The organism is Chelativorans intermedius, assembly GCF_025398255.1.
GTDB classification, from domain to species: domain Bacteria; phylum Pseudomonadota; class Alphaproteobacteria; order Rhizobiales; family Rhizobiaceae; genus Chelativorans; species Chelativorans intermedius.
The window spans coordinates 85055-108681 of record NZ_JAODNW010000008.1 but is presented as its reverse complement, the minus strand read 5'-3'; the positions used below and the strand labels follow the sequence as shown (position 1 = coordinate 108681).

Annotated in this window: 29 protein-coding genes; 10 read left to right on the top strand and 19 right to left on the bottom strand. The window is 65.3% G+C overall.

The features are described from left to right. The first annotated feature begins 40 nt into the window (after positions 1-40). Positions 41-2047: an elongation factor G gene (locus NYR58_RS08550; protein ID WP_261520113.1), complete on the top strand. Its 2007-nt coding sequence runs from the start codon at positions 41-43 to the stop codon at positions 2045-2047. A 234-nt stretch (positions 2048-2281) separates the two neighbouring features. On the opposite strand, the gene NYR58_RS08545 is transcribed toward NYR58_RS08550, so the two are convergent. Both NYR58_RS08545 and trxB read right to left on the bottom strand, forming a co-directional pair. Beyond that, on the bottom strand, positions 2282-3172 hold the full coding sequence (locus tag NYR58_RS08545; RefSeq protein ID WP_261520112.1) for a LysR family transcriptional regulator: 891 nt from the start codon (positions 3170-3172) through the stop codon (positions 2282-2284). A 42-nt stretch (positions 3173-3214) separates the two neighbouring features. Further along, positions 3215-4189 (bottom strand): thioredoxin-disulfide reductase, encoded by a 975-nt coding sequence (trxB, locus tag NYR58_RS08540; protein ID WP_261520111.1) that lies wholly within the window; start codon positions 4187-4189, stop codon positions 3215-3217. A 270-nt stretch (positions 4190-4459) separates the two neighbouring features. Here trxB and NYR58_RS08535 point away from each other — a divergent pair, with 270 nt between their 5' ends. Beyond that, positions 4460-4933, top strand: a complete 474-nt coding sequence (locus NYR58_RS08535) for an Lrp/AsnC family transcriptional regulator (RefSeq protein ID WP_261520110.1) — start codon at positions 4460-4462, stop codon at positions 4931-4933. Positions 4934-5005: 72 nt separating this feature from the next. Here the strand turns inward: NYR58_RS08535 and NYR58_RS08530 are convergent, their stop codons facing one another. The 8 genes from NYR58_RS08530 to greA are packed head-to-tail and all read right to left on the bottom strand — an operon-like array spanning position 5006 to position 10736. Beyond that, entirely contained in the window at positions 5006-5743 is a 738-nt protein-coding gene (locus NYR58_RS08530) for a sulfotransferase family protein (RefSeq protein ID WP_261520108.1), read from the bottom strand. Continuing rightward, positions 5743-6591, bottom strand: a complete 849-nt coding sequence (locus tag NYR58_RS08525) for a hypothetical protein (RefSeq protein ID WP_261520107.1) — start codon at positions 6589-6591, stop codon at positions 5743-5745. Before NYR58_RS08525 ends, NYR58_RS08530 begins: the two co-directional genes overlap by 1 nt. A 27-nt stretch (positions 6592-6618) precedes the next feature. Continuing rightward, positions 6619-7011 carry a hypothetical protein gene (locus NYR58_RS08520; protein ID WP_261520105.1) on the bottom strand — a complete coding sequence of 131 codons (393 nt, stop codon included), beginning with the start codon at positions 7009-7011 and terminating at the stop codon, positions 6619-6621. 27 nt (positions 7012-7038) lie between these two features. After that, the gene (locus NYR58_RS08515) at positions 7039-7740 is read right to left on the bottom strand and encodes a glycosyltransferase (RefSeq protein WP_261520104.1); all 702 of its coding nucleotides are present in this window, start codon (positions 7738-7740) and stop codon (positions 7039-7041) included. Between the two features lie 2 nt (positions 7741-7742). Beyond that, on the bottom strand, positions 7743-8408 hold the full coding sequence (locus NYR58_RS08510; RefSeq protein ID WP_261520102.1) for a glycosyltransferase family 29 protein: 666 nt from the start codon (positions 8406-8408) through the stop codon (positions 7743-7745). 3 nt (positions 8409-8411) lie between these two features. Continuing rightward, positions 8412-9170, bottom strand: coding sequence for a glycosyltransferase family 25 protein (locus NYR58_RS08505; RefSeq protein WP_261520101.1), 759 nt, complete (start codon positions 9168-9170; stop codon positions 8412-8414). Next, positions 9167-10261 (bottom strand): glycosyltransferase family 4 protein, encoded by a 1095-nt coding sequence (locus NYR58_RS08500; RefSeq protein ID WP_378074543.1) that lies wholly within the window; start codon positions 10259-10261, stop codon positions 9167-9169. Before NYR58_RS08500 ends, NYR58_RS08505 begins: the two co-directional genes overlap by 4 nt. 1 nt (position 10262) lies before the next feature. After that, complete coding sequence (gene greA / locus NYR58_RS08495; RefSeq protein ID WP_261520100.1) at positions 10263-10736, bottom strand: transcription elongation factor GreA; 474 nt, start codon at positions 10734-10736, stop codon at positions 10263-10265. A 288-nt stretch (positions 10737-11024) separates the two neighbouring features. Here greA and NYR58_RS08490 point away from each other — a divergent pair, with 288 nt between their 5' ends. The 5 genes from NYR58_RS08490 (at position 11025) to NYR58_RS08470 (ending at position 15942) form a co-directional block, all read left to right on the top strand. Further along, positions 11025-12149 (top strand): PQQ-dependent sugar dehydrogenase, encoded by a 1125-nt coding sequence (locus NYR58_RS08490; protein WP_261520098.1) that lies wholly within the window; start codon positions 11025-11027, stop codon positions 12147-12149. Between the two features lie 114 nt (positions 12150-12263). Further along, positions 12264-13151: a DMT family transporter gene (locus NYR58_RS08485; protein WP_261520096.1), complete on the top strand. Its 888-nt coding sequence runs from the start codon at positions 12264-12266 to the stop codon at positions 13149-13151. A gap of 69 nt (positions 13152-13220) precedes the next feature. Then, positions 13221-13643 carry a DUF3775 domain-containing protein gene (locus NYR58_RS08480; RefSeq protein ID WP_261520095.1) on the top strand — a complete coding sequence of 141 codons (423 nt, stop codon included), beginning with the start codon at positions 13221-13223 and terminating at the stop codon, positions 13641-13643. A 149-nt stretch (positions 13644-13792) separates the two neighbouring features. After that, the gene (locus tag NYR58_RS08475) at positions 13793-14575 is read left to right on the top strand and encodes an extensin-like domain-containing protein (RefSeq protein WP_261520158.1); all 783 of its coding nucleotides are present in this window, start codon (positions 13793-13795) and stop codon (positions 14573-14575) included. 62 nt (positions 14576-14637) lie between these two features. Continuing rightward, positions 14638-15942: a hemolysin family protein gene (locus NYR58_RS08470; RefSeq protein WP_261520094.1), complete on the top strand. Its 1305-nt coding sequence runs from the start codon at positions 14638-14640 to the stop codon at positions 15940-15942. Positions 15943-16004: 62 nt separating this feature from the next. Here NYR58_RS08470 and NYR58_RS08465 read toward each other — a convergent pair whose 3' ends face one another. Continuing rightward, complete coding sequence (locus tag NYR58_RS08465; protein WP_261520093.1) at positions 16005-16604, bottom strand: NADPH-dependent FMN reductase; 600 nt, start codon at positions 16602-16604, stop codon at positions 16005-16007. 85 nt (positions 16605-16689) lie between these two features. Here NYR58_RS08465 and NYR58_RS08460 point away from each other — a divergent pair, with 85 nt between their 5' ends. Further along, a complete protein-coding gene (locus NYR58_RS08460) occupies positions 16690-17160 on the top strand; it encodes a winged helix-turn-helix transcriptional regulator (RefSeq protein ID WP_261520092.1) in 471 nt (156 codons plus the stop codon). Here NYR58_RS08460 and NYR58_RS08455 read toward each other — a convergent pair. From NYR58_RS08455 to NYR58_RS08440, 4 genes are read right to left on the bottom strand one after another with little or no spacing between them, the layout of a single operon-like run. Next, positions 17087-17479 (bottom strand): acyl-CoA thioesterase, encoded by a 393-nt coding sequence (locus NYR58_RS08455; protein WP_261520091.1) that lies wholly within the window; start codon positions 17477-17479, stop codon positions 17087-17089. The genes NYR58_RS08460 and NYR58_RS08455 overlap by 74 nt on opposite strands. Before the next feature lie 59 nt (positions 17480-17538). Then, a complete protein-coding gene (locus NYR58_RS08450; RefSeq protein ID WP_261520089.1) occupies positions 17539-18450 on the bottom strand; it encodes an NAD-dependent epimerase/dehydratase family protein in 912 nt (303 codons plus the stop codon). Next, positions 18447-19259 carry a glycosyltransferase gene (locus NYR58_RS08445; protein ID WP_261520088.1) on the bottom strand — a complete coding sequence of 271 codons (813 nt, stop codon included), beginning with the start codon at positions 19257-19259 and terminating at the stop codon, positions 18447-18449. The genes NYR58_RS08450 and NYR58_RS08445 overlap by 4 nt, the downstream gene beginning before the upstream one ends. Before the next feature lie 3 nt (positions 19260-19262). Beyond that, positions 19263-20483: an NAD-dependent epimerase/dehydratase family protein gene (locus NYR58_RS08440; RefSeq protein ID WP_261520087.1), complete on the bottom strand. Its 1221-nt coding sequence runs from the start codon at positions 20481-20483 to the stop codon at positions 19263-19265. A gap of 235 nt (positions 20484-20718) precedes the next feature. Between NYR58_RS08440 and NYR58_RS08435 the strand changes: the two genes are divergently transcribed. Together NYR58_RS08435 and clpS are read left to right on the top strand one after the other, a co-directional pair. Beyond that, positions 20719-20949: a hypothetical protein gene (locus NYR58_RS08435; protein ID WP_261520086.1), complete on the top strand. Its 231-nt coding sequence runs from the start codon at positions 20719-20721 to the stop codon at positions 20947-20949. A gap of 24 nt (positions 20950-20973) precedes the next feature. After that, complete coding sequence (gene clpS, locus NYR58_RS08430; RefSeq protein ID WP_261520085.1) at positions 20974-21279, top strand: ATP-dependent Clp protease adapter ClpS; 306 nt, start codon at positions 20974-20976, stop codon at positions 21277-21279. 52 nt (positions 21280-21331) lie between these two features. On the opposite strand, the gene NYR58_RS08425 is transcribed toward clpS, so the two are convergent. The 4 genes from NYR58_RS08425 to NYR58_RS08410 all read right to left on the bottom strand — a co-directional run bounded on the left by NYR58_RS08425 (position 21332) and on the right by NYR58_RS08410 (position 23554). Further along, entirely contained in the window at positions 21332-21733 is a 402-nt protein-coding gene (locus tag NYR58_RS08425; RefSeq protein ID WP_261520082.1) for a curlin, read from the bottom strand. 203 nt (positions 21734-21936) lie between these two features. Further along, entirely contained in the window at positions 21937-22326 is a 390-nt protein-coding gene (gene csgH, locus NYR58_RS08420; protein WP_261520081.1) for a curli-like amyloid fiber formation chaperone CsgH, read from the bottom strand. Positions 22327-22412: 86 nt separating this feature from the next. Continuing rightward, positions 22413-22847: a curlin gene (locus NYR58_RS08415; RefSeq protein WP_261520078.1), complete on the bottom strand. Its 435-nt coding sequence runs from the start codon at positions 22845-22847 to the stop codon at positions 22413-22415. Between the two features lie 353 nt (positions 22848-23200). Next, positions 23201-23554 carry a DUF1428 domain-containing protein gene (locus NYR58_RS08410; RefSeq protein WP_261520077.1) on the bottom strand — a complete coding sequence of 118 codons (354 nt, stop codon included), beginning with the start codon at positions 23552-23554 and terminating at the stop codon, positions 23201-23203. Between the last annotated feature and the right edge of the window lie 73 nt (positions 23555-23627).

Below are 23627 nucleotides of genomic sequence, written 5' to 3'. Positions count from 1 at the left end.
CCGCCGCTCATGGGACAACGCGTGAGAGGAGGTCGGCATCATGGGAAACCGCGCGGGAGGAAGACAGACGGGGCCAAAATGCATCGCCATTGTTGGCCCCCTTGAAAGCGGCAAGAGCACCCTTTTCGAGGCCATACAGGCGCGCGCCGGCGAAGACGGGCCGCCCCGTCATGGCGAGGCGCGCGAGCGTGCCACCAGCGTCGAGGCGGCCTTTGCCACCTTGAGCTTCATGGGCGAAAGCATGACCTTCGTCGACTGCCCGGGCTCGGTGGAGTTCGCGCTGGAGGCAGAGCCCGTGCTGGCGGCGGCGGATGTGGCCGTGGTGGTGACCGAACCCGACGACAAGAAGCTGCTGGCACTGCAGCTCGTTCTCGACCGGCTGGACGCGCTGGGCGTGCCGCGCATGCTCTTCCTCAACAAGATCGACAAGAGCGCCGCCGGGGTGCGCGAGACACTGAAGCTGCTGCAGCCGGCGAGCCGCAATCCGCTGCTGCTGCGCCAGATTCCGCTGCGTAAGGACGGCATCGTCATCGGCTCCATCGACCTGGCGCTGGAGCGCGCCTACATCTATCGCGAGCACTCGCCCAGCGAGGTCGCGGCCATTCCCGACGACGAAAAGGCACGCGAGATCGAGGCCCGTTTCTCGATGCTGGAGACGCTGGCCGACCATGACGACGCGCTGATGGAACAGCTTCTGGAGGAGATCGAGCCGCCGCGCGATGCGGTGTTCGACGACCTGGCGGCCGATCTGCGCGCCGGCGCCGTGACGCCCGTCCTCATTGGCTCGGCAGAGCGGGGCAACGGCGTGCTGCGGCTGCTGAAAGCCATCCGGCACGATGCGCCGGACGTCGCCACGACGCGCGAGAGGCTGGGCGTCGAGGCGAATGGCGAGACGGTCCTTCAGATCATGAAGACGATTCACACCGGCCACGGCGGCAAGCTGTCCGTGGCGCGGGTGCTGTGCGGCCAGGTGAGCGACGGCATGGAGCTTCCCGGCGCCGGGCGCGTCTCCGGCCTTTATGCGCTCAACGGGCGCGAGCAGACCAAGCTGGCCGCCGCCGGAGAGGGAGAGACGGCAGCGCTCGGCAAGCTCGAAGGCGCCAATACGGGCGACACGCTGTCCACCGGCAAGGCCCGGCCGGTGCAGCTTGCCAGCCCGGCCACGCCGCAGCCGGTGTTCGCCGTGGCGATCAGTCCGCGCGACCGCAAGGACGAGGTGAAGCTTTCCACCGCCCTACAGAAGCTGTTGCAGGAAGACCCCTCGCTGGTGCTGGAGCAGCGGCAGGAGACGGGCGAGACCGTGCTCGGCGGCCAGGGCGAGATGCACCTGCGCGTGGCCAGGGAGCGGCTCGAAGGCAAGTACCAGGTGGCCGTGGAGATGCGCGCGCCGCAGGTGCCCTATCGCGAAACGATCCGCAAGTCCGTCACCCAGCGCGGCCGCCACAAGAAGCAGTCGGGCGGCCACGGCCAGTTCGGCGACGTGGTTCTGGAAATCCGCCCGCTGCCGCGCGGCAGCGGCTTCGCATTCTCCGAGACCATCACCGGGGGCGTGGTGCCCAAGCAATACATTCCCTCCGTGGAAACCGGGGTGCGCGAGGCGCTGAAAAGCGGGCCGCTGGGCTTTCCGGTCGTCGACATTGCGGTGAATCTCGCCGACGGGTCCTATCACTCGGTGGATTCCTCCGACATGGCCTTCCAGATGGCTGCCCGGCTGGCCATGCGCGAGGCGCTGGCGGCCGCCAGCCCTGTGCTTCTGGAGCCGATGCTGAAGGTGGAGGTCGACACGCCGTCCGACGCCACGGCGCGCGTGACGGCCATCCTGTCGCAAAGGCGCGGGCAGATTCTGGGGTTCGAGACGCGGACCGACAGACCGGGCTGGGACGTGGTGGAGGCGATGATGCCGGAGGCGGAGCTGGGCAACATCATCATCGAGCTGCGCTCGGCCACCGCAGGCGCGGCCACCTACCGCGCCAGCTTCGACCATATGGCGGAGCTGACCGGACGGCTGGCCGACGAGGTTCTGAACGCCAGGGGCAAGGCGGCCTGAGGCCCTGCCCCACCGGCCCGACGAGAGGCAAAAAAAGAGCCGGATCGGGAAGATCCGGCCCAGTTATTGGAAGTGCCATTAAGGCGAAACCTCCAGAGGGGAACACTCGCGGGGGCAAATGGGAGGAGAAGACCCCCGGGAGTGATCAAGATATGAGCATTTGCTGCTCAAATAACAACCATGGCTTTTTGCATTTCAGCCATGCAATTTTGCATGGGAGGGGCGGAAGTGCCCTCAAAACGTCCAGCTCCGCGACTTCGAGATCAGAAAATCGCGAAAGACCTGCAGCTTCGCCTGGTGCTTCAGGGTCTCGGGATAGCAGAAATAGGTGTCGAAGGAAGGCACCGCGGTCTCGGGCAGAAGCTGCACCAGGCCGCTCTCGTTGCCCACCATGTAGTCGGGCAGCATGGCGATTCCGGCGCCGCGCTGCACGGCGATCTTGATCGACAGGATGTTGTTGATCTGCAGGCCGACTGTGCGCTTCACGCCCTCCGGCTTGCCCGCCGTCTCCAGCCAGTTCATGTCGCTCAGATGCGCCGGCACCGCCTCGCCGAAGGTGACGAGCCGGTGGCGGTCGAGATCGTCGATCGAGCTCGGCTTTCCGTAGCGGTTCACATAGCCGGGCGAGGCATAGAGATGGAAGTGCACGGTGAACAGCTTGCGCTGGATCAGGTCCGGCTGCTGCGGCTGGCGCAGGCGGATGGCGCAATCGGCCTGGCGCATGGTCAGGTCCAGCTCCTCATTGTCGAGAATGAGCTGTAGCTGGATGTCGGGATAGAGCTCGCCGAACTCCGGCAGCCGCTCCGTCAGCCAGCCGGTGCCCAGCCCCACCGTGGTGGAGACCTTGAGCAGGCCGGAAGGCCGGTCCTTGGTCTCCGACAGGCGCACCTTCACGCTTTCGAGCTTCATGAGAACCTCGTGCGCGGTGCGATAGAGCATCTCGCCCTGCTCGGTGAGCACGAGGCCGCGCGCATGGCGGTGGAAAAGCGGCACGCCCACCTCCTGCTCCAGCGCGCTCACCTGGCGCGAGATCGCCGATTGCGAAAGATGCAGCGTCTCCGCCGCATGGGTGAAGGACCCCGCCGAAGCGGCGGCGTGAAACACCCTCAGCTTGTCCCAGTCCAACGCCCTGTTCCCCTCTTTTTTGGTGGCGTGCAACCGTTGCGTCTATTCCGCCGCCTCGCGGCGCGTTTCCATCTCCGCCAGATATTTCTCCGCTTCCAGTGCCGCCATGCAGCCCATGCCCGCCGCCGTGACCGCCTGGCGATAGATGTCGTCGGTGACATCGCCGGCAGCGAAGACGCCCGGCACGTCCGTGCGCGTGGAGTCGGGCTCCGTCCACAGATAGCCGTTCGGCTTCTGCTTCAACTGGCCCTCGAAGAGTTCCACCGCCGGCGCGTGGCCGATGGCGACGAACACGCCATCGACAGGCAGCGCCCTGGTCTCCCCGCTTTTCACATTGCGCACGGTCACGCCCGTGACGGAGGGCGGCAGCGGCGGCTTCGGCGTGTTGCCGGTGATCTCCTCGATCACCGTATCCCACATCACATCGATATTGTCTTTCCTGAAAAGCCGCTCCTGCAGGATACGCTCGGCGCGCAGCTCGTCTCGGCGGTGCAGCAGCGTCACCTTCCGGGCGAGGTTGGAGAGATAGAGCGCCTCCTCCACGGCGGTGTTGCCGCCGCCCACCACCACCACGTCCTTGCCGCGGTAGAAGAAACCGTCGCAGGTGGCGCAGGCGGAGACGCCGAATCCCATGAAGGTCTGCTCCGAAGGCAGGCCCAGCCACCTGGCCTTGGCGCCGGTGGCGATGATCAGCGCATCGGCCGTGTAGACCGTGCCGGAATCGCCGGTGAGGCGGAAGGGCCGCTGCCTGAGGTCGGCCTCGACGATCAGGTCGCTGGCGATCTCGGCGCCCACATTCTCCGCCTGGGCGCGCATCTGCTCCATCAGCCACGGGCCCTGGACCGGCTCGGCAAAGCCTGGATAGTTTTCCACATCCGTGGTGATCATGAGCTGGCCGCCCTGCTCCAGCCCCGCCACGAGCAGCGGCTTCAGCATGGCGCGGGCGGCATAGATCGCCGCGGTGTATCCTGCCGGTCCCGATCCGACGATCAGAACGGGCGCGTGGCGGCTGGTCATGGTTCCCTGTCCTTGTCCAATATTCCGACATGCCGCGCGGATGGCGCCGCGCAGCCCAATCGATCTAATTATTCCACACCCCCCGGCGCAAGGCGAAGAACGGTTTTCCAACAGCTACCGGTTGTCGCGGCTGGCCTTGCGCGGCAGGCGCCGTGCATAAAATGGCGTCATCTGTGGCAAGCTGCTTGGCGCGGGCGGCACGATGCCATAAGTTTGTTTCGTGAGCACGACAGATTCGTGCGCAATGCCGCCAAGACAGGGGCAGCCCCCATGCCGTTGAAGGCCGATCTCGACGCCATCGACTGGAAGATCCTGCGCGAGCTGCAGGACGACGGCCGGATCACGAATGTCGAACTGTCGCGGCGGGTCGGCATCTCCGCCCCGCCCTGCCTGCGCCGTGTGAAACGGCTGGAAGAGAACGGCATCATCAAGGGCTATCGCGCGCTGCTCAACAGCCCGGCGCTGGGCTATGATGTGGTGGCCTTCTGCCTTATCGGGCTGCACCACCAGTCGGAGGTGGAGCTGAAGATCTTTGCCGAACGGGCGCGCAACTGGCCCATCGTGCGCCGCGCCTGGATGGTCTCCGGCGATTCCGACTTCCTGCTCCACTGCGTGGCCACCGACCTCGCCACCTTCCAGAGCTTCGTCATCGAGGAAGTGACCTCGGCCCCCAACGTCGATACGGTGCGCACCGCGCTCACCATCCGCCAGGTCAAGGACGAGGGGTTGGTGGCGATCGAGTAGGGTCGCTTTGAAGGCTGAGATTTCTCGATCTTGCTTGATACATCCCCCTCCTCCAATTGCGAAGTTTAGAAACTAGTCTATATTCTTATCGTAACCAAACATCTCAAAGTCATCCTTATAGATTCGCCTCACAAGGTGATATGACTTTTCGCTGTACAAGTCTTTCCACTTTAATTCAGACTTTGATCTATTTCTATGGCCTAACTCTTGCAGATTTATGCCGGTACGTTGGGCCACTTCCCATTGCACCTCGCCCCAAATAGATCTAAGATTCTCCATTTTGTATATTTTAATATGTGGATTTTTCAGAGCATCCTTGAGTAAAAGAGATTGCGGCATAAAATGATCATTGAGAGTCTCCTGCGGCCAAAGACGTATCACTCGAAGAAATCGTAGAAAGCTATCATCACGGCGCAGCCCCATTCGTCGCAAGGCAGGGAATGGGTCCGATCGCGTCTTCAATTTATCCAGATAAGCTGAAGCTAATCTAGAAAAAGGATTCCTAATTACAGAAAAAACAAACCATTCCTTGTCAATAATCTTAGAAAGATTACTGAACTTCCTTTTATCAAAACCAGAAAATTCATCTACTTTTTCAATTTCTTCTGGATTAATATTAATAATACGAAGAAGCTCCGCTCTGATTGATGAATTAGCCGCCTTAGGAATCGGAAGATAAACAATCTTTGATTCTGGAAACACTAGGCACCAAGGATCAGTGTAATCTCTGCGAGCAGGAGTGAATTGCTGTAAATGCTCGCGGGCGATACGCCTCACCTGCTTCGGTGTCGGCAGAGTGTATGAATTCATCATTGCTCCAACACCTGCCTGATGTGCGCCCAAGCCTCACCGCTGGCCAACTCCTCGATCGACCATTGCCGCCAAGCGAGATCGTGGCACCAGCCAGTGCGGTCGGGCCGCACCAAGGGCTCCCTTACATCATGCGACGCCATGGGATAGGCGACTGAGCCGATGTCGCTGATGACTGTCGGAATGCCAGCCAGTACGGCCTCTACGGCGGTCGTCGAGTTGAAGGTGACGACGCGATCCGCTCGCGCGAAGTCTTCTTCCAGAGTTCCGGTTGACAGTATTGCCCCGTCTGGGCATGGCGTCGGATGCAACGGGTGTGGCCTATACACCACGGGAACCCCGAGCGCCTTGAGCCTTGCCGCCTGCTCGCTCGCCCATTTCACGATATCGGCGCCGTGCAGCGCGGAGTCGTTCGGCACCTGACCGATCAAGAGCGCGTAGTCGCCGGGTTCGGTCCTCCACGGCTTGAGATGGTGGGCAAAGAGCCGTTCCCAGCGCTCTCCCCTATCGCCCGCAGGCGCGAACTTGCCGCGCCCGTTCATGCCGTCGAAGGCGAGGCTGCACCATTCGAAGCGCGGTTGGATAAAACCACGCTCCATCACCAGCACATGGCGTCCGGATGAAAGCATGGCATCGATGACGGCCGGGCGTTTCCAGGACCATATGACGGAAAGATCGGCGTTGGAAGGCTTCCATTTTTTACCGATGAATGGCTTCTCGCCATGCCTGCGCATACCTTCCATGAGGGCGTAGCTCAGATCGATCTTGAACTTGTTGCGTCGATAGCTGAACCACGAAAGAGGATAGTAAGGCCAGCCTCTTGGAAAGGTATGAAAGCAAACGCGCATCTCATCGATTCTGGTTGCTCGATCTGTTTAGGAACTTAGATTAGAAGCTGCATCTGAACGGCCGATCCTCCGCTCCACCCACTTCCGCTCCATTTCCCAGTCGGTCCGCTTCCAGCCCCGCCAACCAAATCCGAACAGGCTGATCGCCCATTCCGTCCGCCGAAATTTATCCATAGCATAGGCGATCGCCAGGAATCCAGTGCTGGGAAAGGTCCGCCGTCTTTCTTCCGCCCCGATCCCCAATTCCTCGCAGCATTCTTCGTAGAAGCGCGGCGGCAGGATTGCCACCTCCTTTCCCGCCCTGCCGAAGACCTCCACGGCCCTGCCGGTCCAGTCCGCGCGCCGGCCCTTGAGCCGCGAGAGCGGATCGGGCTTCGGATGATAACGCGTGATGACCGACGGATGGTAGGGCAGGATCACGCGGCGGCAGGCGGCGCCCGCCGCCCCTCAGATCGGCTTCCAGTCTGGATCGACCTTGTCCGCTTCAGCGCGCCACAGGTCGCCATAGTCCACGTCCTGCCAGTCCTTGAACCATGGTCCGCCATTGGTGAAATGGATGGCGCTGGGCGTGCCACTGGCGGGTTTCTCGCTCCAGCCCTCCAGCCAGTTCCAGGTTTCTGGAAGACCGCCGATTTCCTCGTCCTTCGCCCATTGCATGCGGTGCAGATAAGCGCCCGTCTCGCGGTTGATCACCTCCGGCGTCAGCGTCCTGGCGGAAGGGTGCTCGCAGTTGAAAAGCATGAAGGACGACCAGTTCTTGCGCGGATAGACGGTCTGCACCTTGCCGTCCATCTTCACCGTCGCCTTGGGCGTGTAGTCATGTTTTACGCACAGCACCGCCTTCTCGGGATCACGGTACTGGAGCAGCTTCGCCACATCGTCGAGGAACAGAAAGTCACAGTCGCAAAACAGCGCCCAGCCCTTGTAGCCGGCAAGCCAGGGCGTGAAGAAGCGCGAATAAGTGAACTCCGTCGAGGCCAGCGGGTCGATCTCGCGCGTATAGACTCCCTTGTCCACCAGGTCGGCCAGCTTGATCGGGTGCACGTCAACCCGAATGCTGGCCCGCTCCAGAAGCGTCTTCCTGGCAACGTCATAGGCAATCGGCTCGCGGGAGTCCCAGCCGATATAGATATCGAGTCTGTCGTCCATGTTCAGTCCTTCTTCTTGCTTATGCGCTCGTCGTCCTTCGAGGGCCAAAGTCGAATCTCGCGCTCCGCGGCCTTGCGTTCGATCCAGTCGCGCTCATAGTTCCAGGCATGCTTTTTCCAGCCCTGCCAGCTGAAGCCTGCAATCTCAACCCTCCACTCCTCCGCCGGCAGTTTCTCGAGCGCATAGCGGATGCCGAGATAGCCGGTGCTCGGAAAGATGCGGTGCTTGAGCGATTCGACAGGGTCGATACCGAGATCCCGACAGCTCTCCTCGTAGAAGGAGGGTGGAAGAACAGCCACGGTCTTGCCGGCCTTGCCGTACATCATGAGCGATGCCCAGGTCCATTCGGCCCGCCGCCCCCGGAGCCGGGAAATAAAGTTGGGTTTCAAGGTATACTTTTCCACGGCAATCGGGTGGATGACAAGAAAAACCAGCTCCGCCGACTGCACGATGGGCGATTTCGGGTAATCGGGATTTTTCAGACGCCGGCGCATCGGCTTGCCCGTGTTGCACACGAAAAGCCAGTCCGTCTTGGTGCCGCTCATGCCGAAAGAGGTTTTCGGCTCGTTGAAACGCACCACGTGGTCGCAGGAATCGACATGCTCGGACATGTCGAACAACAGCGGGCCGTTGCCGACGATGAACAGCGTCTTCTTGCGCTTTGCCATGAATCAACTCTCCGGTCGGCCGCCCCCCGACCGGCTCTTTAGACCATCGAACAGCCTGACGGCAAACCGGTAGCGCGTGCGCTGCAGCTCGCGTGACAGAATTTCGGAAAGCGGTTTGGCCTTTTGCTGCACGGTGGAGCCGCCCAGCGTGCCGGCCACCTCGCGGATGGCCACCGGCATGACGCTCAGCATGCGCACGCCGTGCAGCCATTGCATCTGCAGGAGCGTGTCCACGGGCCGGTCGAAGGTCTCGGTAAAGGCGAGCAGCCTGCGGGCCGCCTCGCGCCCCACGAGCTGGGCCTGCATGCCGAGCATCACATGGCGCGGGGCAAGCAGGCGCGCGCCCTCGCCCGCCGCCACCGCCGGCCCCTTCTCGCCGCGCGCCTTCTTGGGAAAACGCACCACGTCCGCCCCGCGCATATGCGCCAGCGCCAGTCCCAGCGCCGCGGGGAAGCGGCCGTTGTCGAGCTCCACATCGTCTTCCACCACCAGTCCGGCATCGAGCCCGCGTGCCAGGATCGCCTGCCAGGCGGCGCGGTGCGACAGGAAGCAGGCGACTTCGGAGTCGCGTAGGCGGAAAGGATAGCGGGGGCGGTGAAGGCGGGGGCGGTAGACGGCGGCGATCTCGTTGGCCCCGAGCGCCGCGCCGTCCACTGCGTCGATCACCGTCACCGGCATGGGCAGGCTCCGGCGAAGCCGCTCCACCTGCGGCGCGCGCCCGCGCGCCCGCGCCAGATGGATGATGAACGCTTCCGCCTTCATGGCCCGCCCGCCCACAGCGCTTCATAGACCTGCAGCAGCCCCTCCGCCTCGCCGGCAAGGGCGAAACGAGCGGCCACGTGGGCGCGTGCGGCCTCGCCGTGGCGGGCCGCCAGTGCCGGATCGGCCAGATAGGGCTCGATGGCCGCGGCAAGCGCGGCCACATCGCCGGCCGGCACCACGGCGCCCGTGCGCCCCGGCACCACCATCTCCGCATAGGCGCCGGCATCGCTGGCCACCACGGCGGTGGCGGAGGCCATCGCTTCGAGCGGGGTGAGACCGAAGCCCTCGTTGCGCGAGGGCGCCACGCACAGCGAAAGGCGGCGATACCACGGCACGACATCCGGCACCTCGCCCAGGAAGCGGATGCGCTCGCCGAGCCCTGCCGCGTGCACGCGCTGCAAAAGCCCCTGGGCGAACGCCCTGTGTTCGCCCGTCACCCGCCCGAACACCAGCGCCGTCCAGTCGGGATGGCGCGGCAGAAGCGCGATCATGGCTTCCACGAAGAGGTCGGTGCCCTTCTGATGGCGGATGCGGCCGAAGCAGCCGATGCCGTAGCGCCCGGGAAGGCCACAGGCCGCCCACCCGTCATGCGCATCGCGCGGCGGGTGGAAGCGCTCGGTGTCGATGCCGTGCATGACGACCCGGTGCGGCACGTCCAGAAAGGCGCCGGAGCGCGCGCTGGTGGCCACCACCGCGTCCATGCGGCGGATCAGCCATTTCGTATAGCGCGTGTGGCGGCGCTGGGCGGCGGAGGTGAAGACCAGCTTGAGCGGCGCGCGCAGAACGTCGCGCAGCACGAGGCCCGCCAGCATTTCCGTGTTGCGCCGCGCGTGCCAGATGCGGAAGGGCCGGCCGGCCGGCCGCCGCCACAGCGCCGGCACCTGCCAAAGCCGCATGCGCGGCATGTCCGCCGGCAGGCCGGGGCCCAGCGCGGCGATGCCGATCGTCTTCGCCTGCTCGGGGATGAGCTGAACAATGGTGCTCGTGACACCGGAGAGGCGGCGCTTGAAGTTGGGAGCCACCACCTCCACCCGGCGCATATCGGGCGCACCGGCAGGGCCGGCCCGGCGCCCCGCCGTCCCGCCCGCCATCTCAGCCGTACTGGACGCGGAGCACCTCGTAGCCACGCGCCCCGCCCGGCGCGTTGACCTCCACCGTGTCGCCCACGGTCTTGCCGATCAGCGCCCGGGCGATGGGCGAGGAGATGGAGATGCGGCCCGACTTCACGTCCGCCTCCTGGTCGCCGACGATCTGGTAGGTCTTTTCCTCTTCCGTGTCCTCGTCCACGAGAACGACGGTGGCGCCGAACTTCACCGTGTCGCCGGACAGCTTCCTGACGTCGATCACCTCGGCACGGGCGATCAGGTCCTCAAGCTCGCTGATGCGCCCCTCGTTGAGGCTCTGTGCCTCCTTGGCGGCGTGGTACTCGGCATTCTCGGAAAGGTCGCCATGAGCGCGGGCCTCGGAGATCGCCTCGATGATGCGCGGCCGCTCCTCCTGCTGGCGCCAGCGCAGCTCTTCCTTCAGCGAATCGTACCCGGCCAGGGTCATCGGGACCTTGTTCATGTCGTTTCACCTTCTCTGACGTCTAAGGCCGCTTGCGGGCCTCGGCCCAGCACCTGTGGACACAAAAAGAAAACGGTCCGGCAGCCTTGGCCAACGGAACCGTTTCGTTCGACTCTCGGCAAATATAGCAATCTTTGTGGCATTTTCACGCGGAATCTTGTGCGCAGCGGGGAAATTCGATGGTTGCCGGCAAAGGGCCCGGGGCGCCGCGCGCGCCCGCAACGCTTGGCCTGGCGGCCGCCCCACCCTATGTGAAAAGCTTCGAGGATCGAGCAGGGAGGGAATGTCATGGCGAGACTTCTGCTGGCGGCGCTTTTCGCGGCCGCCTTCCCCGCAGCCCCCGGCGCCCAGGTCTTCGAGGCGGGAGATGTCGCGCTGCGCGCCGAAACGCTGGCCGATGGGCTGGAGCATCCCTGGGGCATCGCCTTCCTGCCGGACGGCAGCGCCGTCGTGACGGAGCGTGCCGGCCGGCTGCGCCTCTTCTCCCAGGGCCGCCTCTCGCCACCGCTTAACGGCGTGCCGCGCGTGGCGACCATTGGCCAGGGCGGGCTTCTGGACGTGGCGCCGGCCGGCGACTTCGAGACCTCGCGCACGCTGTTTCTCTCCTTCTCCGAGCCCGGCCCCGGCGGCGCCGGCACGGCAATCGCGCGCGCCCGGCTGGTACGGGAGGGCGACGCGGCAAGGCTGGCCGATGTCGAGACCATCTTCTCCATGAACCGCAAGACCGGCGCAGGCCGCCATTTCGGCTCGCGCATCGTGCCCGCCCCCGATGGAACGCTGTTCTTCACCATCGGCGACCGCGGGGAGATGGAGCGCGCGCAGGACGTGTCCGACCATGCGGGCTCGGTGCTGCGCATCAATCCCGACGGCAGCGTGCCGTCCGACAATCCCTTCCTCGACACGCCTGGCGCCGCGCCGGAGATCTGGTCCATAGGCCATCGCAATCCGCAAGGGGCCGTGTTCGATCCCGTCACCGGCGCCCTGTGGACCGTCGAGCACGGCCCGCGCGGGGGCGACGAGGTCAACCGGCCGGAACCCGGCCGAAACTACGGCTGGCCTCGCGTCTCCTATGGCCGCCATTATTCGGGCCGCGGCATCGAGATGGGAGCCGAGGCGCCGGGCTTCGAACCGCCGAAGCACTATTGGGATCCCTCCATCGCCCCCTCCGGCATGACCGTCTATGACGGCGACATGTTCCCCGAGTGGAGGGGCGACTTCCTGGTCGCCGCCCTCGCCTTCCAGCTTCTTGCCAGGCTCGAACGCGACGATGCGGGCGAGATTGTCGGCGAGGAGCGCCTGCTCGAAGGTGCCTTCGGCCGCCTGCGCGACGTCGAGGTGGCGCCGGACGGCTCCGTCTGGCTGCTCACCGACGAGGCCGACGGAAGGATCATCCGCCTGTCGCGTGCACCCTAGCGGCAGGCTGCCGGCGCCACCATCGACCATGGCCTGAAGCCCGTCGAAAAGGGCTTGCGTCCGCCTTCGCCCCTGCTATGACCGCCCGGTTTTCATGCCTTGCGGTTTCTGTTCATGACTCGTCTTCAAGCCAACATATTGCTGCTGACCGCCGGCGCCATGTGGGGGATGGGCTTCGTTGCCCAGTCCACCGCCATGCAGGCGATCGGCCCTTTCCTCTTCATCGGACTGCGCTTTGCCATCGCCTGCCTGTCCATGCTGCCCTTCGCGCTGCGGGAGGGGGCGCGGACGCCGGTGCGGCTGCGGGCCAGCGACTGGCGCAGTTTCGCGCTGATCGGTCTCCTCCTGTTCGCCGGCATGGCCGCCCAGCAGGTGGGGCTGCTGACCACCACGGTCACCAATGCCGGCTTTCTCACCGGGCTCTATGTGGTGATGGTGCCGTTCTTCGGCGTGCTGCTGTTCCGGCAGTGGCCGCACCGGATCGTATGGCCGGCGGCCCTTTGCGCGCTCGCCGGCATCTGGCTTCTGTCCGGTGGCGGCGCCACGGCGCTGGTTGCCGGCGACTGGCTCACCATCCTGTGCGCCGCCTTCTGGGCGCTGCAGGTCATCTACATCGCCCGCGCCGCCAGCCGCACCGGGCGGCCGGTCACGCTGGCCGTCGCGCAGTTCGCGGTTACCGCGCTCATCGCGCTGCTCATCGCGCTGGCGGTCGAGCCTATCGATCCGGCCGCCATTCGCGCCGCGCTGCCCGAAATCCTCTATGCCGGCATCTTCTCCGGCGGCATCGCCTTCACGCTGCAGGTGGTGGGCCAGCGCCACACCACGGCGCCGCAGGCGGCCATCTTCCTGTCCACCGAGGCCGTCTTCGCCGCCTTGTTCGGCGCCATCTTCCTGGGCGAGCGGCTGCCACCCACGGGGCTTGCGGGATGTGTTCTCATCTTTTCGGCCATCCTGCTGGTCGAGGTCGTGCCGGCGCTGCGCTCCCGCCGCACCGCGCCTTGAACAGGCGGCACCAATCCATTGCAAGATGCGCTATGATGGCGCGGGGCTCAGACGCCGATGGAGCCGTTCATGAAGAGGTCGGTCGAAAGGGAATGGGAGCTGTCGCTGGGGCCGGACACGGTGCGCCTTCTGGCGGAGAAGGCGCGCACCATCTCCGCTGCCGTCAATGACGACTACGACGACGGCAAGGAGCACGAGATCGAATTTGCCGACGAAACCGACCTTCACAATCACGACGGGCTGGCCGAGGAAGAAGAGGAGGACCTCACGGAAGAGGAGTTCCGCGAGCTCATCGCGGACCTGAATGTCGATGAGGCGGCCGAGCTGCTGGCCATTGCTTGGATCGGCCGCGGCGACTACGAGGCGGAGGAATGGGCCGAGGCGGTGGCGGAGGCGCGCCAGCGCGTCAACAGCGGCCTTGCGAACTATCTGCTCGGCATGCCCATGCTGAGCGACTGGCTGGAGGAGGGGCTGGCGGCCATCGGCGCCTGAGCGTCTGCCACCCCGTTCCGGCCTTCCCTTCCGCCGGCTGCCGCAATTCCGCCACAGGCATCAACGGGCCTGCTGAGCTTTCCTTTACCCTTCGCCCCTAGACTTGCCGGCCTGTCCGCGTGAAGGGATATGGTTGCGTGCTTGAGTGTATGTCGCCGCGTCGCAGGCCATTGCGTGCCTCCCGCCTCCTGCGGAGCCTGATCGGACTTGGGCTTGCCGGCGTGCTTGCCGCCTGCTCGGCGGAGGCGGTGTTGCGGCCGGAGGTGGATGTCGGCGTGCGCACGGCGGCCGTCTCGGGCGGCGGGCTGCAGAATCTGGTGCCCTCCAACCCGATGATGACGAGCTATCCGCGCTTCACCATGCCGCGCGATCCTGCCGCCGCGATGCCGGCCGACGAGGCGGCCTGCCGGCGCGAGCTCAAGCGCCTCGGCGTGACCTATCGCGATCTGGCCCCGATTGACGACGGCGGCGCCTGCCGCATAGACCATCCGGTAGAGGTGAGCGCGCTCTCCGGCGGCATCAAGATGCAGCCTCCCGCCACCCTCAACTGCCGCATGGCAGCCACTTTTGCCCGCTGGACGAAGAACGAGCTGGCACCGGCAGCGCGCATGCGCTACCTCTCGGGCATCGACACGATCCGCCAGGGCTCCAGCTACTCCTGCCGGCGCATCCGCGGCACCGGCGTGGCCTCCGAACATTCCAAGGGCAATGCCCTCGACGTGATGTCGATCACGCTCAACAACGGCCGCGAGATCGACGTGCGCCGGCCCGGCTTCTTCGCCTTCCGCCAGCGTGGCCTTCTCAACAAGGTGCGCGCGCAGGGCTGCGGCTATTTCACCACCGTGCTGGGGCCGGGATACGATGCCGACCATGCGGACCACTTCCATTTCGACATCAAGGAGCGCAAGAACGGCTACCGCGCCTGCCGCTGAATCCGTGCAGACACGGCCGTTGCCACTCGCCACCCTGTCCGGCAGGTGATAGGACAGCGCCCATGCTTGCGATCGAGATTGCCATCCTTTTCCTGCTCATTCTCTTCAACGGCTTCATGGCCATGTCGGAGCTGGCCGTCGTCTCTGCCCGTCCGGCGCGGCTGAAGGCGCGCCAGCACGAGCGCGGGGCACAACGGGCGCTCGGGCTTTCGGCCGACCCCGGCCGTTTTCTCTCCACGGTGCAAATCGGCATCACGCTGGTCGGCGTGCTCTCCGGCGCCTTTTCGGGCGCCACGCTGGGCGTGCGGCTGTCGCAATGGCTGGCGACACTCGGCCTTTCGCCCTCCATCGCCAATCCGGCGGGTGTGGGAATCGTGGTGGCGCTGATCACCTATGTCTCGCTTATCATCGGCGAGCTTGTGCCGAAGCAGCTTGCGCTGAAGAATGCGGAAAGCATCGCCATTCGGGTTGCCCCCTTCATGACGGCGATGGCGCAGGTGGCGCTGCCCCTCGTCTGGCTGCTCGACGTTTCGGGCCGGGCGGTGCTTGCCCTGCTCGGCCAGAGCGCGGAGGCGTCCCGCCGCGTTACCGATGAGGAAATCCGCACTCTCATCGCCGAGGCCGAGCACGCAGGCACGATCGAGAGCGACGAGCGCCGCATGATTGCCGGTGTGATGCGGCTGGCCGACCGGAAGGCGCGCGCCATCATGACACCGCGCGGCGAGGTGGACTGGGTGAACCTGGCGCATGGGCCGGAGGCCATCGCCCAAACCCTGCGCGACAGCGATCACGCCCTGCTACCGGTCGGAGACGGGTCCCTCGACAATCTGGTCGGAGTCGTCAAGCAGCGCGAGTTGCTGGCGGCCCGGCTGGAGGAAAAGCCGCTCGACCTGCGCGCGTACATCCACCCCGCTCCCATCGTGCACGATTTCGCCGATGCCCTCGATGTGCTTGCCGTGCTGCGCGAGGCGGAGGTGCCAATGGCGCTGGTGCATGACGAGTATGGCAGCTTCGAGGGAATCGTCACGCCGACCGACATTCTGGAGGCGATTGCCGGCGTATTCCGTGCCGATGCCGAGGGGGGAGAGCGCGACGTCGTCCAGCGCGCCGATGGCTCCTGGCTCCTGCCCGGACTGATGCCGGCCGACGAGATGGCGGATCATCTGGGCATTTCCCTGCCCGCGCAGCGCAGCTTCACCACGCTTGCCGGCTTCCTTCTCTCCCTCACGCGGGAGCTGCCGCGCACCGGCACCACGGTGGATGCGATGGGCTGGCGTTTCGAGATCGTCGACATGGACGGAAGGCGCATCGACCGCGTGCTTGCCCAAAGAATCAATCAAGTGGAAGAGCAAAGGGCGAAGGCCTGATCCGCTGCTGGATCCCGACGCTTGCGGCAGGGCCCGCGCCATGGCAGGCCTCTCGCCTCAGGCTACACCGCCTCCTCCCTCTGAGCGGTCGCTTCGCGCGCCATTTTGAGCGCCTTCGCCCACCAGGCGAACTGGTCGAGCATGCTTTCTGCCCCCTGGTTCAAATGTTCGATCTGTGAGAGCGACTTTTCTCCACTGCGGCAGGCTAGAAAGTCCGGCAGCAGGATATGGACCGCCGTGCGGATGGGCGCCATCTGCAACTCCACTGCGTGAAGCCGGAGCTGCTCCACTGCACGGGCGCCGCCGACCCCACCGTAGCCGACGAATGCGGCAGGCTTGTTGCTCCACTCATGATAGGCATAGTCGAGCGCGTTCTTGAGTACGGCGGTGGGCCCGCGGTTGTACTCGGCGGCGGTGAAGATAAAGCCATCGAGCGAAGCGATCCTGCTTTGCCACGACCGGACCTGCGAATTCTCCGACGATCCGTAGGCGGGTGGCACGGCGTCCTCGAAAAAAGGCATTGGATAATCGCGCAGGTCCACGAGTTCTACATCCAGATCGACGCGCTTCTTCGCCAATTCATAGATCCAGCTCGCCGCCTTTTCGGCGAAGCGGCCTTCGCGCGTCGAACCAATGATGATGCCAGTCCTCAGTTTCTCCATAGATCGGTTCTCCATCCAGAGTGGTAACGCTTGGAAACCGACGCTATATTGGATACCGGAAAAACTGCTGCAAGGAGGCACTTTTTTGAAACCCGGTCACCCGGATCATACCGACAGCGTCAATCTTCAACACGAGCGCTGTCGGCCGGTTCACGAAATTCTCAGCCTTGTCGGTGACAAGTGGTCGGTGCTGATCGTGCGTTTTCTCGGCCAGAAGACCATGCGCTTCAACGAGCTTCGGCGCGCCATCGATGGCATCTCTCAGAAGATGCTGACGACCACGCTGCGCAATCTCGAACGCGATGGCTTTGTCACGCGCACGGTCTATCCCACGATTCCGCCGCGGGTCGAATACACTCTCACCGATCTGGGGCGCGAACTCCTGGTGCCCGTGGCAGCGCTCGCCAAATGGGTCGACATAAATCGCGAACGCATCGATGAGGCGCGTCGACGCTTCGATGAACAGTGGAGCGAACCGGCCGTCAGGATTCCGGCGGCACCGGGGTCGGCCGGCCCTCGGCATCGAGAGCAACCATCACGAAATCGGCATGGGTGACCATTTCCATGATGTCGGAAAGATAGCGCTGCGCCCATGCCTCCACCTTCAGCACCATCGAGGTGCGGCCGACGCTGGCCACGCGCGTGTAGACGCACAGCGTGTCGCCCACCTTCATCGGCTTGGCGAAGGCCATCTCCTTGACGGCTGCCGTCACCACGCGACCGCGCGCCCGCTCCGCCGCCCTGATGCCGCTTGCCAGATCCATCTGCGCCATTACCCAGCCGCCGAAGATGTCGCCCGCCGCATTGGCATCGCCGGGCATGGCCTGGGTGCGCAGGGTCAGTTCTCCATCAGGCTGCGGACGGTTTTCCGGCATCGAGGCCCCTCCGGCTTTTCCCTCCGGCGCGACGTTGCGAATCGTTGCGCCGGCGCGGTTCAACGCGCCAAATCCTCCCGCGAAGCGGCGAGCTGCGCAACCGTTTCCTCCAGGAGCGCCATGCCGCCCGGCCGCCAGCCGAGGGCGGCGAGCCGGTCGCAGCGCATGGCGTTGACGGCTGCCTTGTTCGCCGGGCGCGGCAGGGGGTATGGCGCCCCCGTCACCTGCTTGACGATGGCGAGGATGTCGCGGCGGTCCACCAGCACGTCGGAAACGTTCAGAACAGCGCCCGCACGGACCTGCCCGTCCAGCACGCGCCGGATCGCCTGCGCAACGTCACGGCCATGCACCTCCGTGCCGGCGCGCGGGGCGATCCCGCGCCCGGCGAGATAGTCCGAGAACAGGGCAGCCCATTTGTGGGCCCTGCCCGGCCCGGCCGGCCCATAGACACCGGTCACGCGCAGGCTGACGCCATGGAAGTCGCCGCCGGACATGGCGCAAAGTGCCCTTTCGGCGGCAAGCTTCACCTCTCCGTAAAGCGTGTCCGGGCGCGGCTCGTCCTGCTCGTCCAGCCACGTGCCGGGCGGTCGCGGGCCATAGACGGCGCGGCTCGACAGGAACACCACGTGGCGCACGCCCGCGGCCCTGGCCGCCTTGAAGAGCGCCACCGTGCCGTCGAGATTGCGGCAGCGGAACCGCTCCGATTCATCCCCCTCCCCGCCGCGATATTTTCCCGGAAGATGGTCGAAGGCAGCGTGAACGAGGACATCCACCCCCGCGAGGAGAACCGCCTCCACGGCCTGCGGGTCGAGCGAGAACGGCCGATGCTCGACCGGCGCGGAGAAGAAGCCCGCCGCTGGCGGCGTGCGGCCCAGCACCACAACCCGGTGGCCGGCGGCCAGAAGTCCCTCGACGACGAAGCGGCCGACATAGCCGGTCCCGCCGGAGACCGCGCTGCACAGCGCCTTCATGCCGGCCTTGCGGGGTTTTCCAGCCGGTCGATGTCGGGAATCCCTTCGCCGGCGCGGTACGCCTGCCAAAGCGCGATCAGCGGCTTAAGCCTTTCGGCTTTGGGATGATCGGCTTCCCAGGGCTTTTCATACTGGTAGTGGATGACCTTCACCGACGCCCAGTCCCACAGTTCCGGCAGGTTGAACCAGACATATTGCAGCATGTTGAAGAACACCGGCAGGCCATGCCAGTCGGGAAAATAGCTCTGCAGGAAGGTCTGGTCCGTGCGCGGCCAGAAGGCGCCCGGCCGGTCGAGACGCTCCAGCATGGACTCGAAGGTCCCGTGCGACGGCTCCGCGACGAAGACGCCGGAATTGAGCCTGTGAAAGTCGGCGAGGCTTTCATAGACGTTGGGGGCCGCGCAGAATTGTGGATAGGAAAACAGCCGGTCGATGTTGCGGATGACGATGGCATCGGCATCGATGAAGACCACGCGGCTGTATTCGGTCAGCTGCCACAGGCGCAGCTTGGCGAAATTGTCGAGCGGTGTGTGGAAGGCCGGCTTGTTGCCCTTGGTGAAGGGCGCGTCCCTGTGCAGTCTGGCGCGCTGATGGCGCTCGTTGAACTGCGCCGATGTGGGCAGCAGATCGGCCTTCACCAGCCTGGCGCCAAGGGCGGAGAGCGGAGCGAGTTCGGCCGCCGCCACGCCGCCGGTGTGCAGCACAACGATGTCGGCCCGCGTGCCCGTCAGCCGGAGAGAGCGCACCAGCGCCTGCGCGCCCAGCGCATAATCGGCATTGGTGACGAGCGTCACATAGGCGTGCCGCAAGGCTCAGCTCACGCTCTTCAACCGCTTGCCCTCCGGGTCGCGCTCGATGGTGGGGGCGATGTCCTTGGTCCAGGCGGAGACGGAGGGGATGCGGCTGCGGTCGACGCGATAGGCATACTTCCTGGCCACGTCGACGACCTCGGCCAGAAGCCCCTCCTCCAGCGTCGTGGGGTTGAGACCGAGCTCTAGAAACTGCTCGTTGCGCACCACCAGATCGTTCTCCGCCGCCTCCTTGCGCGGATTGGGCAGATAGGCAACCTCGGCGCCGGTCATGCGCGCCACCAGCTCCGCCAGGTCGCGCACGCGGTGGGTCTCGGTCATCTGGTTGAAGATCTTCACCCGCTCGCCGCGCTTCGGCGGGCTGTTCAGCGCCAGCTCGACGCAGCGCACCGAATCCTGGATGTGGATGAAGGCGCGCGTCTGCCCGCCCGTGCCGTGCACGGTGAGCGGATAGCCGATCGCCGCCTGGATGAGGAAACGGTTCAGGACCGTTCCATAGTCGCCATCATAGTCGAAGCGGTTGATGAGCTGCGGGTGCAACCGCGTCTCCGGCGTGTGCGTGCCCCAAACGATGCCCTGGTGCAGGTCGGTGATGCGCAGGCCATCGTTCTTAGCATAGAACTGGAAGAGAAGCTGATCCAGGCACTTGGTCATGTGGTAGACGGAGCCCGGATTGGCCGGATAGAGGATTTCCTGGCTGGCCGTCCCGCCCGACAGCGTTTCCACCCCAACGGTGAGATAGCCTTCGGGAATGGCTGCGCCCACGGAGGAATAGCCATAGACGCCCATGGTGCCCAGATGCACCAGATGCGCGTCGAGATCGACCTCCACCAGCGCGTTGAGCAGGTTGTGCGTGGCGTTGACGTTGTTGTTGACCGTGTAGTTCTTGTGCCGGTCGCTCTTCATCGAATAGGGCGCGGCACGCTGCTCGGCAAAGTGAATGATGGCATCCGGCCGCTCCTTGGCGAGCCACGCCTTGAGAACCTCGTAGTCGCGCGCAAGGTCGATCAGGTGAAAGCGGATGCGCCGCCCCGTCTCCTGATGCCAGATGCGCGTGCGCTCCTGAATGGAGTCCATGGGCGTGAGCGACTGCACGCCGAGCTCCGTGTCGATCCAGCGGCGCGAGAGATTGTCGATGATGTGAACCTCGTGGCCCCTGGCGGACAGGTGAAGGGAGGTGGGCCAGCCGACAAAGCCGTCGCCACCCATGACTGCAATCTTCATCGAATCGAATCCCTCGTTCTTTCAGGCGGGAAGGATGCTTATCCGCAAAATACGACAGAAATTCTATGCCGGGGAGCCATGTCAAGAAAAGCGGCACGAAAGAATTTTCGCCTTGACAGGAAAAACGGCGAATCAAAACCCCTTCATCTCCGCGCCACAATCGTGCATCATGGTATCCTGGTAATGTTCCCCGAGAGGGGTTCGGCAGGCGCAGATTTCGGGAAGGAGACCTGCCATGTCCACATCAAAAAGAGCCGCAGGCACCATTTACGACGCCGAGGAGCTGGCGGAGATCCGTACGGCCGTGGAGGCAGTGTGCACGGAACTGGGCATCGACAAGGCCGATACGGCAGGCCGCGAGCGGGTGGCCAGCGGCATCATGCGCTCATGGGCAGCCGGCCGGCGCACGCCGCTGTGGCTGGTCCATGCCGGCCTCGCGGAAGCGGCGCAGCGACAGGCGGGCTGAGCATCCGACTCGACGAGGCGAGCGGTGAGCAACATCGCGACAAGGCCGCGGGCGCGGCCCAAGCCGAAGGTCGAGCGGCCGAGACTCTACAAGGTCATCCTCGTCAATGACGACTTCACGCCGCGCAACTTCGTGGTGACGGTGCTGAAGGCGGAGTTCCGCCTGGGTAGCGACCAGGCCTATCGCGTCATGATGACGGCCCACCTCAAGGGGGCCTGCGTGGTGGCGGTATTTCCGAGGGACGTGGCGGAGACCAAGGCAATGCGGGCCAGCGAGGCGGGACGGAAGAAGGGATATCCGCTGACCTTCACCGCCGAGCCCGAAGAATGAGGCGGCGCGGCCGGGGAAGGCCGCACCGCCCGTGGCGGACGCGGGAAGCCGCCTACCAGCCGAACTGGACGGTGGCGCACGCCTGGTCGTCGCCATTCTGCACGTGATGGGCCTCGGTGTTCCTGCCGAACTGGAAAAGCCCGCAGGCATTGCCATTGCCGTTCTGGGTGATGGTGCCGGTGTGGCCGTCGCCCTCCTGATGGACGATGCCGAGATTGCCGCTGCCATTCTGGACCAGGCCGGCGGCATTGCCGAAGCCGTTCTGGGTGATCGAGCCGTTCCTGATGCCTTCCACGAGCGCGTAGAGGCGCAGGCCCGTCTGCAGGGCCTCTGCCTCCTGCGGGTCGGTCGGGCTGTAGCTCACCGAGACGGAGCCGCCGGCGAAGGCCGGTGCTGCGGCGGCAAGGCCGGCGGACAGGACGGCGGCGGCGATGGCGCGGATGGTGCGGGTCATTTGAACTCTCCTCCTGGTTCTGCTGGTGCCGGCTTGATTGCCGAGCGATGGGGAGAGCATGGCAGAACGGGCTTGAACCGGCGCGGAACGGGGCGTTAACCGACCGTTCATCCCCGGGCCGGGTCATCCCCGGGCCGGGCCGGCGGGCGGAAACGGGCCCCGGTTGCCCGGAGCCCGTGCCCTGCCCGCCCCGCGACCGGCGCTTACAGCGCGCCGGCGCGCTCGGTGCAGGTGAGACGGCCTGTCGGCGTTTCCACCTCCAGCGTCGCCTCGTAGAGCGCGCCGGAGCCGCCCAGCATGACCCGGCCCAGCTCGGCCGGCTTTCCGGGGGCGGCGGAAAAGGCACCGCCCTGGCGGATGTCGGAGCTGCCGGCGCCGGCCACCGTCTCGACGCGGAAGGCATAGGAGCCGGTCAAGGCCGTCTCGGCATGGACGACGCCCTGCAGCGCGACCATGCCGCCCTGGGTGGCGGTGCGGATCTCGCAGCGCGCCTGCGGCGCGCCGGCGCTGCCGGCGCCGGCCATGAGGGCCGAGCCCGACAGGGCAAGGGCCAGGATGGCGGCAGCAGCCGCGATGGGTTTGCGGTTCAACATGAAAACCTCCTTCGGGGTGAAGCGGGGAAGGCCGGAGAGCGCAGACGCTCTCCGGCCCCCCGCGCCGCGTTTGGTCCTGCCTGTCGTTACGGGCAGGTCTGCACGAAGGCTGCGACATTGCCGCCGCCGGTCTGGCTGACCTCGGCATCGCAGCCATGGCCCACCTGCACGCCGGCGGCCACATTGCCGTTTCCGTCCTGCGTCAGAACCGCGTTGTGGTTGTCGCCGAACTGGCCGATGCCCGCCGCGTTGCCGTGGCCGGCCTGCCAGGTGTCGGCCCGGTTGTTAAAGCCGTGCTGGCCGGTGGCCGAGACGTTGTTGGAGCCGTGCTGCTGGCTGATGGCCTCGTTCCACACGCCGTCCTGGAAGACGCCGATCTGGTTGTCGAAGCCGGTCTGGGCGCCACCGGCGGCGTTGCCGAAGCCGTATTGCTCGATGGAGACGCTGTTGGCGGAAGCCGGGAGCGCGGCAAAGCCGAGAACGGCAGCGGCGGCGGTGGCGATGATGAAGTTGCGGGTCATGGTCCTTACTCCTCCTGTCGGTGCGGGTGCTCCCCCGCGGGTTGTCAACGATGACGGTTCTAGGGGAAGCACCCGGAACGCACGCTGAACCGGCCGTTCAGCCGCCGTTCACCGGGAGGGGCGGCGCAGGCCGCCGGGAGGCGCGGCCGCCTGCTGGTGCGCATCGACCGGATGTTCTCCGACAGGAATGACCGGCAGCTTGCGCGCGTGGCGCGGATGATCGACGCCTTTGCCGGCGGTTGAACCGGTTCATCGTTTCATTAGAACGCTGATCCGGTCCATCCATTTGTTTTTGCCGCATTTGTGCGACGCCAGATGATTCCATCTGGCTGCAAAAAATGCTCCAGCGGCAGCTACATCTCCACCGCCACCTCGAAGCCGCCGAAGACCATCCTCTTGCCGTCGAAGACGGACTTCCATTCGTCGCCCTGCAGGCGCGGGTCGGCCATGACCCTGGCTATGATTTCGTCGCGCGCCTTACGCGATTCATAGACGATCCAGGAGAAGATGACGGTCTCGTCCTCCTTCGCCAGCACGGCGCGGGGGAACGAGGTGAGCTCGCCATAGGGCACGTCGTCGCCCACCGCCTCCACATAGGCGAGCGCGCCGTACTCCTTCCACACCGTGCCGGCGAGGCGCGCCATCTTCTTGTACGCTTCAAGATTGGCCTTGGGCACGGCGACCAGAAAACCATCGACATAGGACATGGGAAAACCTTTCCTCGTTCCAGCTGCACTGCCCAAGGACGAAGAAGGCGCGGCCCATCCGACAGGGGCGCGA

Bases quoted from the DNA above. Each gene is read 5' to 3' on its own strand.
- NYR58_RS08515 (WP_261520104.1), bottom strand. From the start codon at position 7,740: ATGGACGACAGACTCGATATCTATATCGGCTGGGACTCCCGCGAGCCG.
- NYR58_RS08480 (WP_261520095.1), top strand. From the start codon at position 13,221: ATGAAGAGGTCGGTCGAAAGGGAATGGGAGCTGTCGCTGGGGCCGGAC.
- NYR58_RS08450 (WP_261520089.1), bottom strand. From the start codon at position 18,450: ATGAAGGCGCTGTGCAGCGCGGTCTCCGGCGGGACCGGCTATGTCGGC.
- NYR58_RS08410 (WP_261520077.1), bottom strand. From the start codon at position 23,554: ATGTCCTATGTCGATGGTTTTCTGGTCGCCGTGCCCAAGGCCAATCTT.
- NYR58_RS08465 (WP_261520093.1), bottom strand. From the start codon at position 16,604: ATGGAGAAACTGAGGACTGGCATCATCATTGGTTCGACGCGCGAAGGC.
- NYR58_RS08500 (WP_378074543.1), bottom strand. From the start codon at position 10,261: ATGGCGGGCGGGACGGCGGGGCGCCGGGCCGGCCCTGCCGGTGCGCCC.
- NYR58_RS08530 (WP_261520108.1), bottom strand. From the start codon at position 5,743: ATGAATTCATACACTCTGCCGACACCGAAGCAGGTGAGGCGTATCGCC.
- NYR58_RS08470 (WP_261520094.1), top strand. From the start codon at position 14,638: ATGCTTGCGATCGAGATTGCCATCCTTTTCCTGCTCATTCTCTTCAAC.
- NYR58_RS08435 (WP_261520086.1), top strand. From the start codon at position 20,719: ATGTCCACATCAAAAAGAGCCGCAGGCACCATTTACGACGCCGAGGAG.
- trxB (WP_261520111.1), bottom strand. From the start codon at position 4,189: ATGACCAGCCGCCACGCGCCCGTTCTGATCGTCGGATCGGGACCGGCA.
- csgH (WP_261520081.1), bottom strand. From the start codon at position 22,326: ATGTTGAACCGCAAACCCATCGCGGCTGCTGCCGCCATCCTGGCCCTT.
- greA (WP_261520100.1), bottom strand. From the start codon at position 10,736: ATGAACAAGGTCCCGATGACCCTGGCCGGGTACGATTCGCTGAAGGAA.
- NYR58_RS08475 (WP_261520158.1), top strand. From the start codon at position 13,793: ATGTCGCCGCGTCGCAGGCCATTGCGTGCCTCCCGCCTCCTGCGGAGC.
- NYR58_RS08425 (WP_261520082.1), bottom strand. From the start codon at position 21,733: ATGACCCGCACCATCCGCGCCATCGCCGCCGCCGTCCTGTCCGCCGGC.
- NYR58_RS08440 (WP_261520087.1), bottom strand. From the start codon at position 20,483: ATGAAGATTGCAGTCATGGGTGGCGACGGCTTTGTCGGCTGGCCCACC.
- NYR58_RS08485 (WP_261520096.1), top strand. From the start codon at position 12,264: ATGACTCGTCTTCAAGCCAACATATTGCTGCTGACCGCCGGCGCCATG.
- NYR58_RS08505 (WP_261520101.1), bottom strand. From the start codon at position 9,170: ATGAAGGCGGAAGCGTTCATCATCCATCTGGCGCGGGCGCGCGGGCGC.
- NYR58_RS08490 (WP_261520098.1), top strand. From the start codon at position 11,025: ATGGCGAGACTTCTGCTGGCGGCGCTTTTCGCGGCCGCCTTCCCCGCA.
- NYR58_RS08535 (WP_261520110.1), top strand. From the start codon at position 4,460: ATGCCGTTGAAGGCCGATCTCGACGCCATCGACTGGAAGATCCTGCGC.
- NYR58_RS08415 (WP_261520078.1), bottom strand. From the start codon at position 22,847: ATGACCCGCAACTTCATCATCGCCACCGCCGCCGCTGCCGTTCTCGGC.
- NYR58_RS08455 (WP_261520091.1), bottom strand. From the start codon at position 17,479: ATGCCGGAAAACCGTCCGCAGCCTGATGGAGAACTGACCCTGCGCACC.
- NYR58_RS08510 (WP_261520102.1), bottom strand. From the start codon at position 8,408: ATGGCAAAGCGCAAGAAGACGCTGTTCATCGTCGGCAACGGCCCGCTG.
- NYR58_RS08550 (WP_261520113.1), top strand. From the start codon at position 41: ATGGGAAACCGCGCGGGAGGAAGACAGACGGGGCCAAAATGCATCGCC.
- NYR58_RS08525 (WP_261520107.1), bottom strand. From the start codon at position 6,591: ATGCGCGTTTGCTTTCATACCTTTCCAAGAGGCTGGCCTTACTATCCT.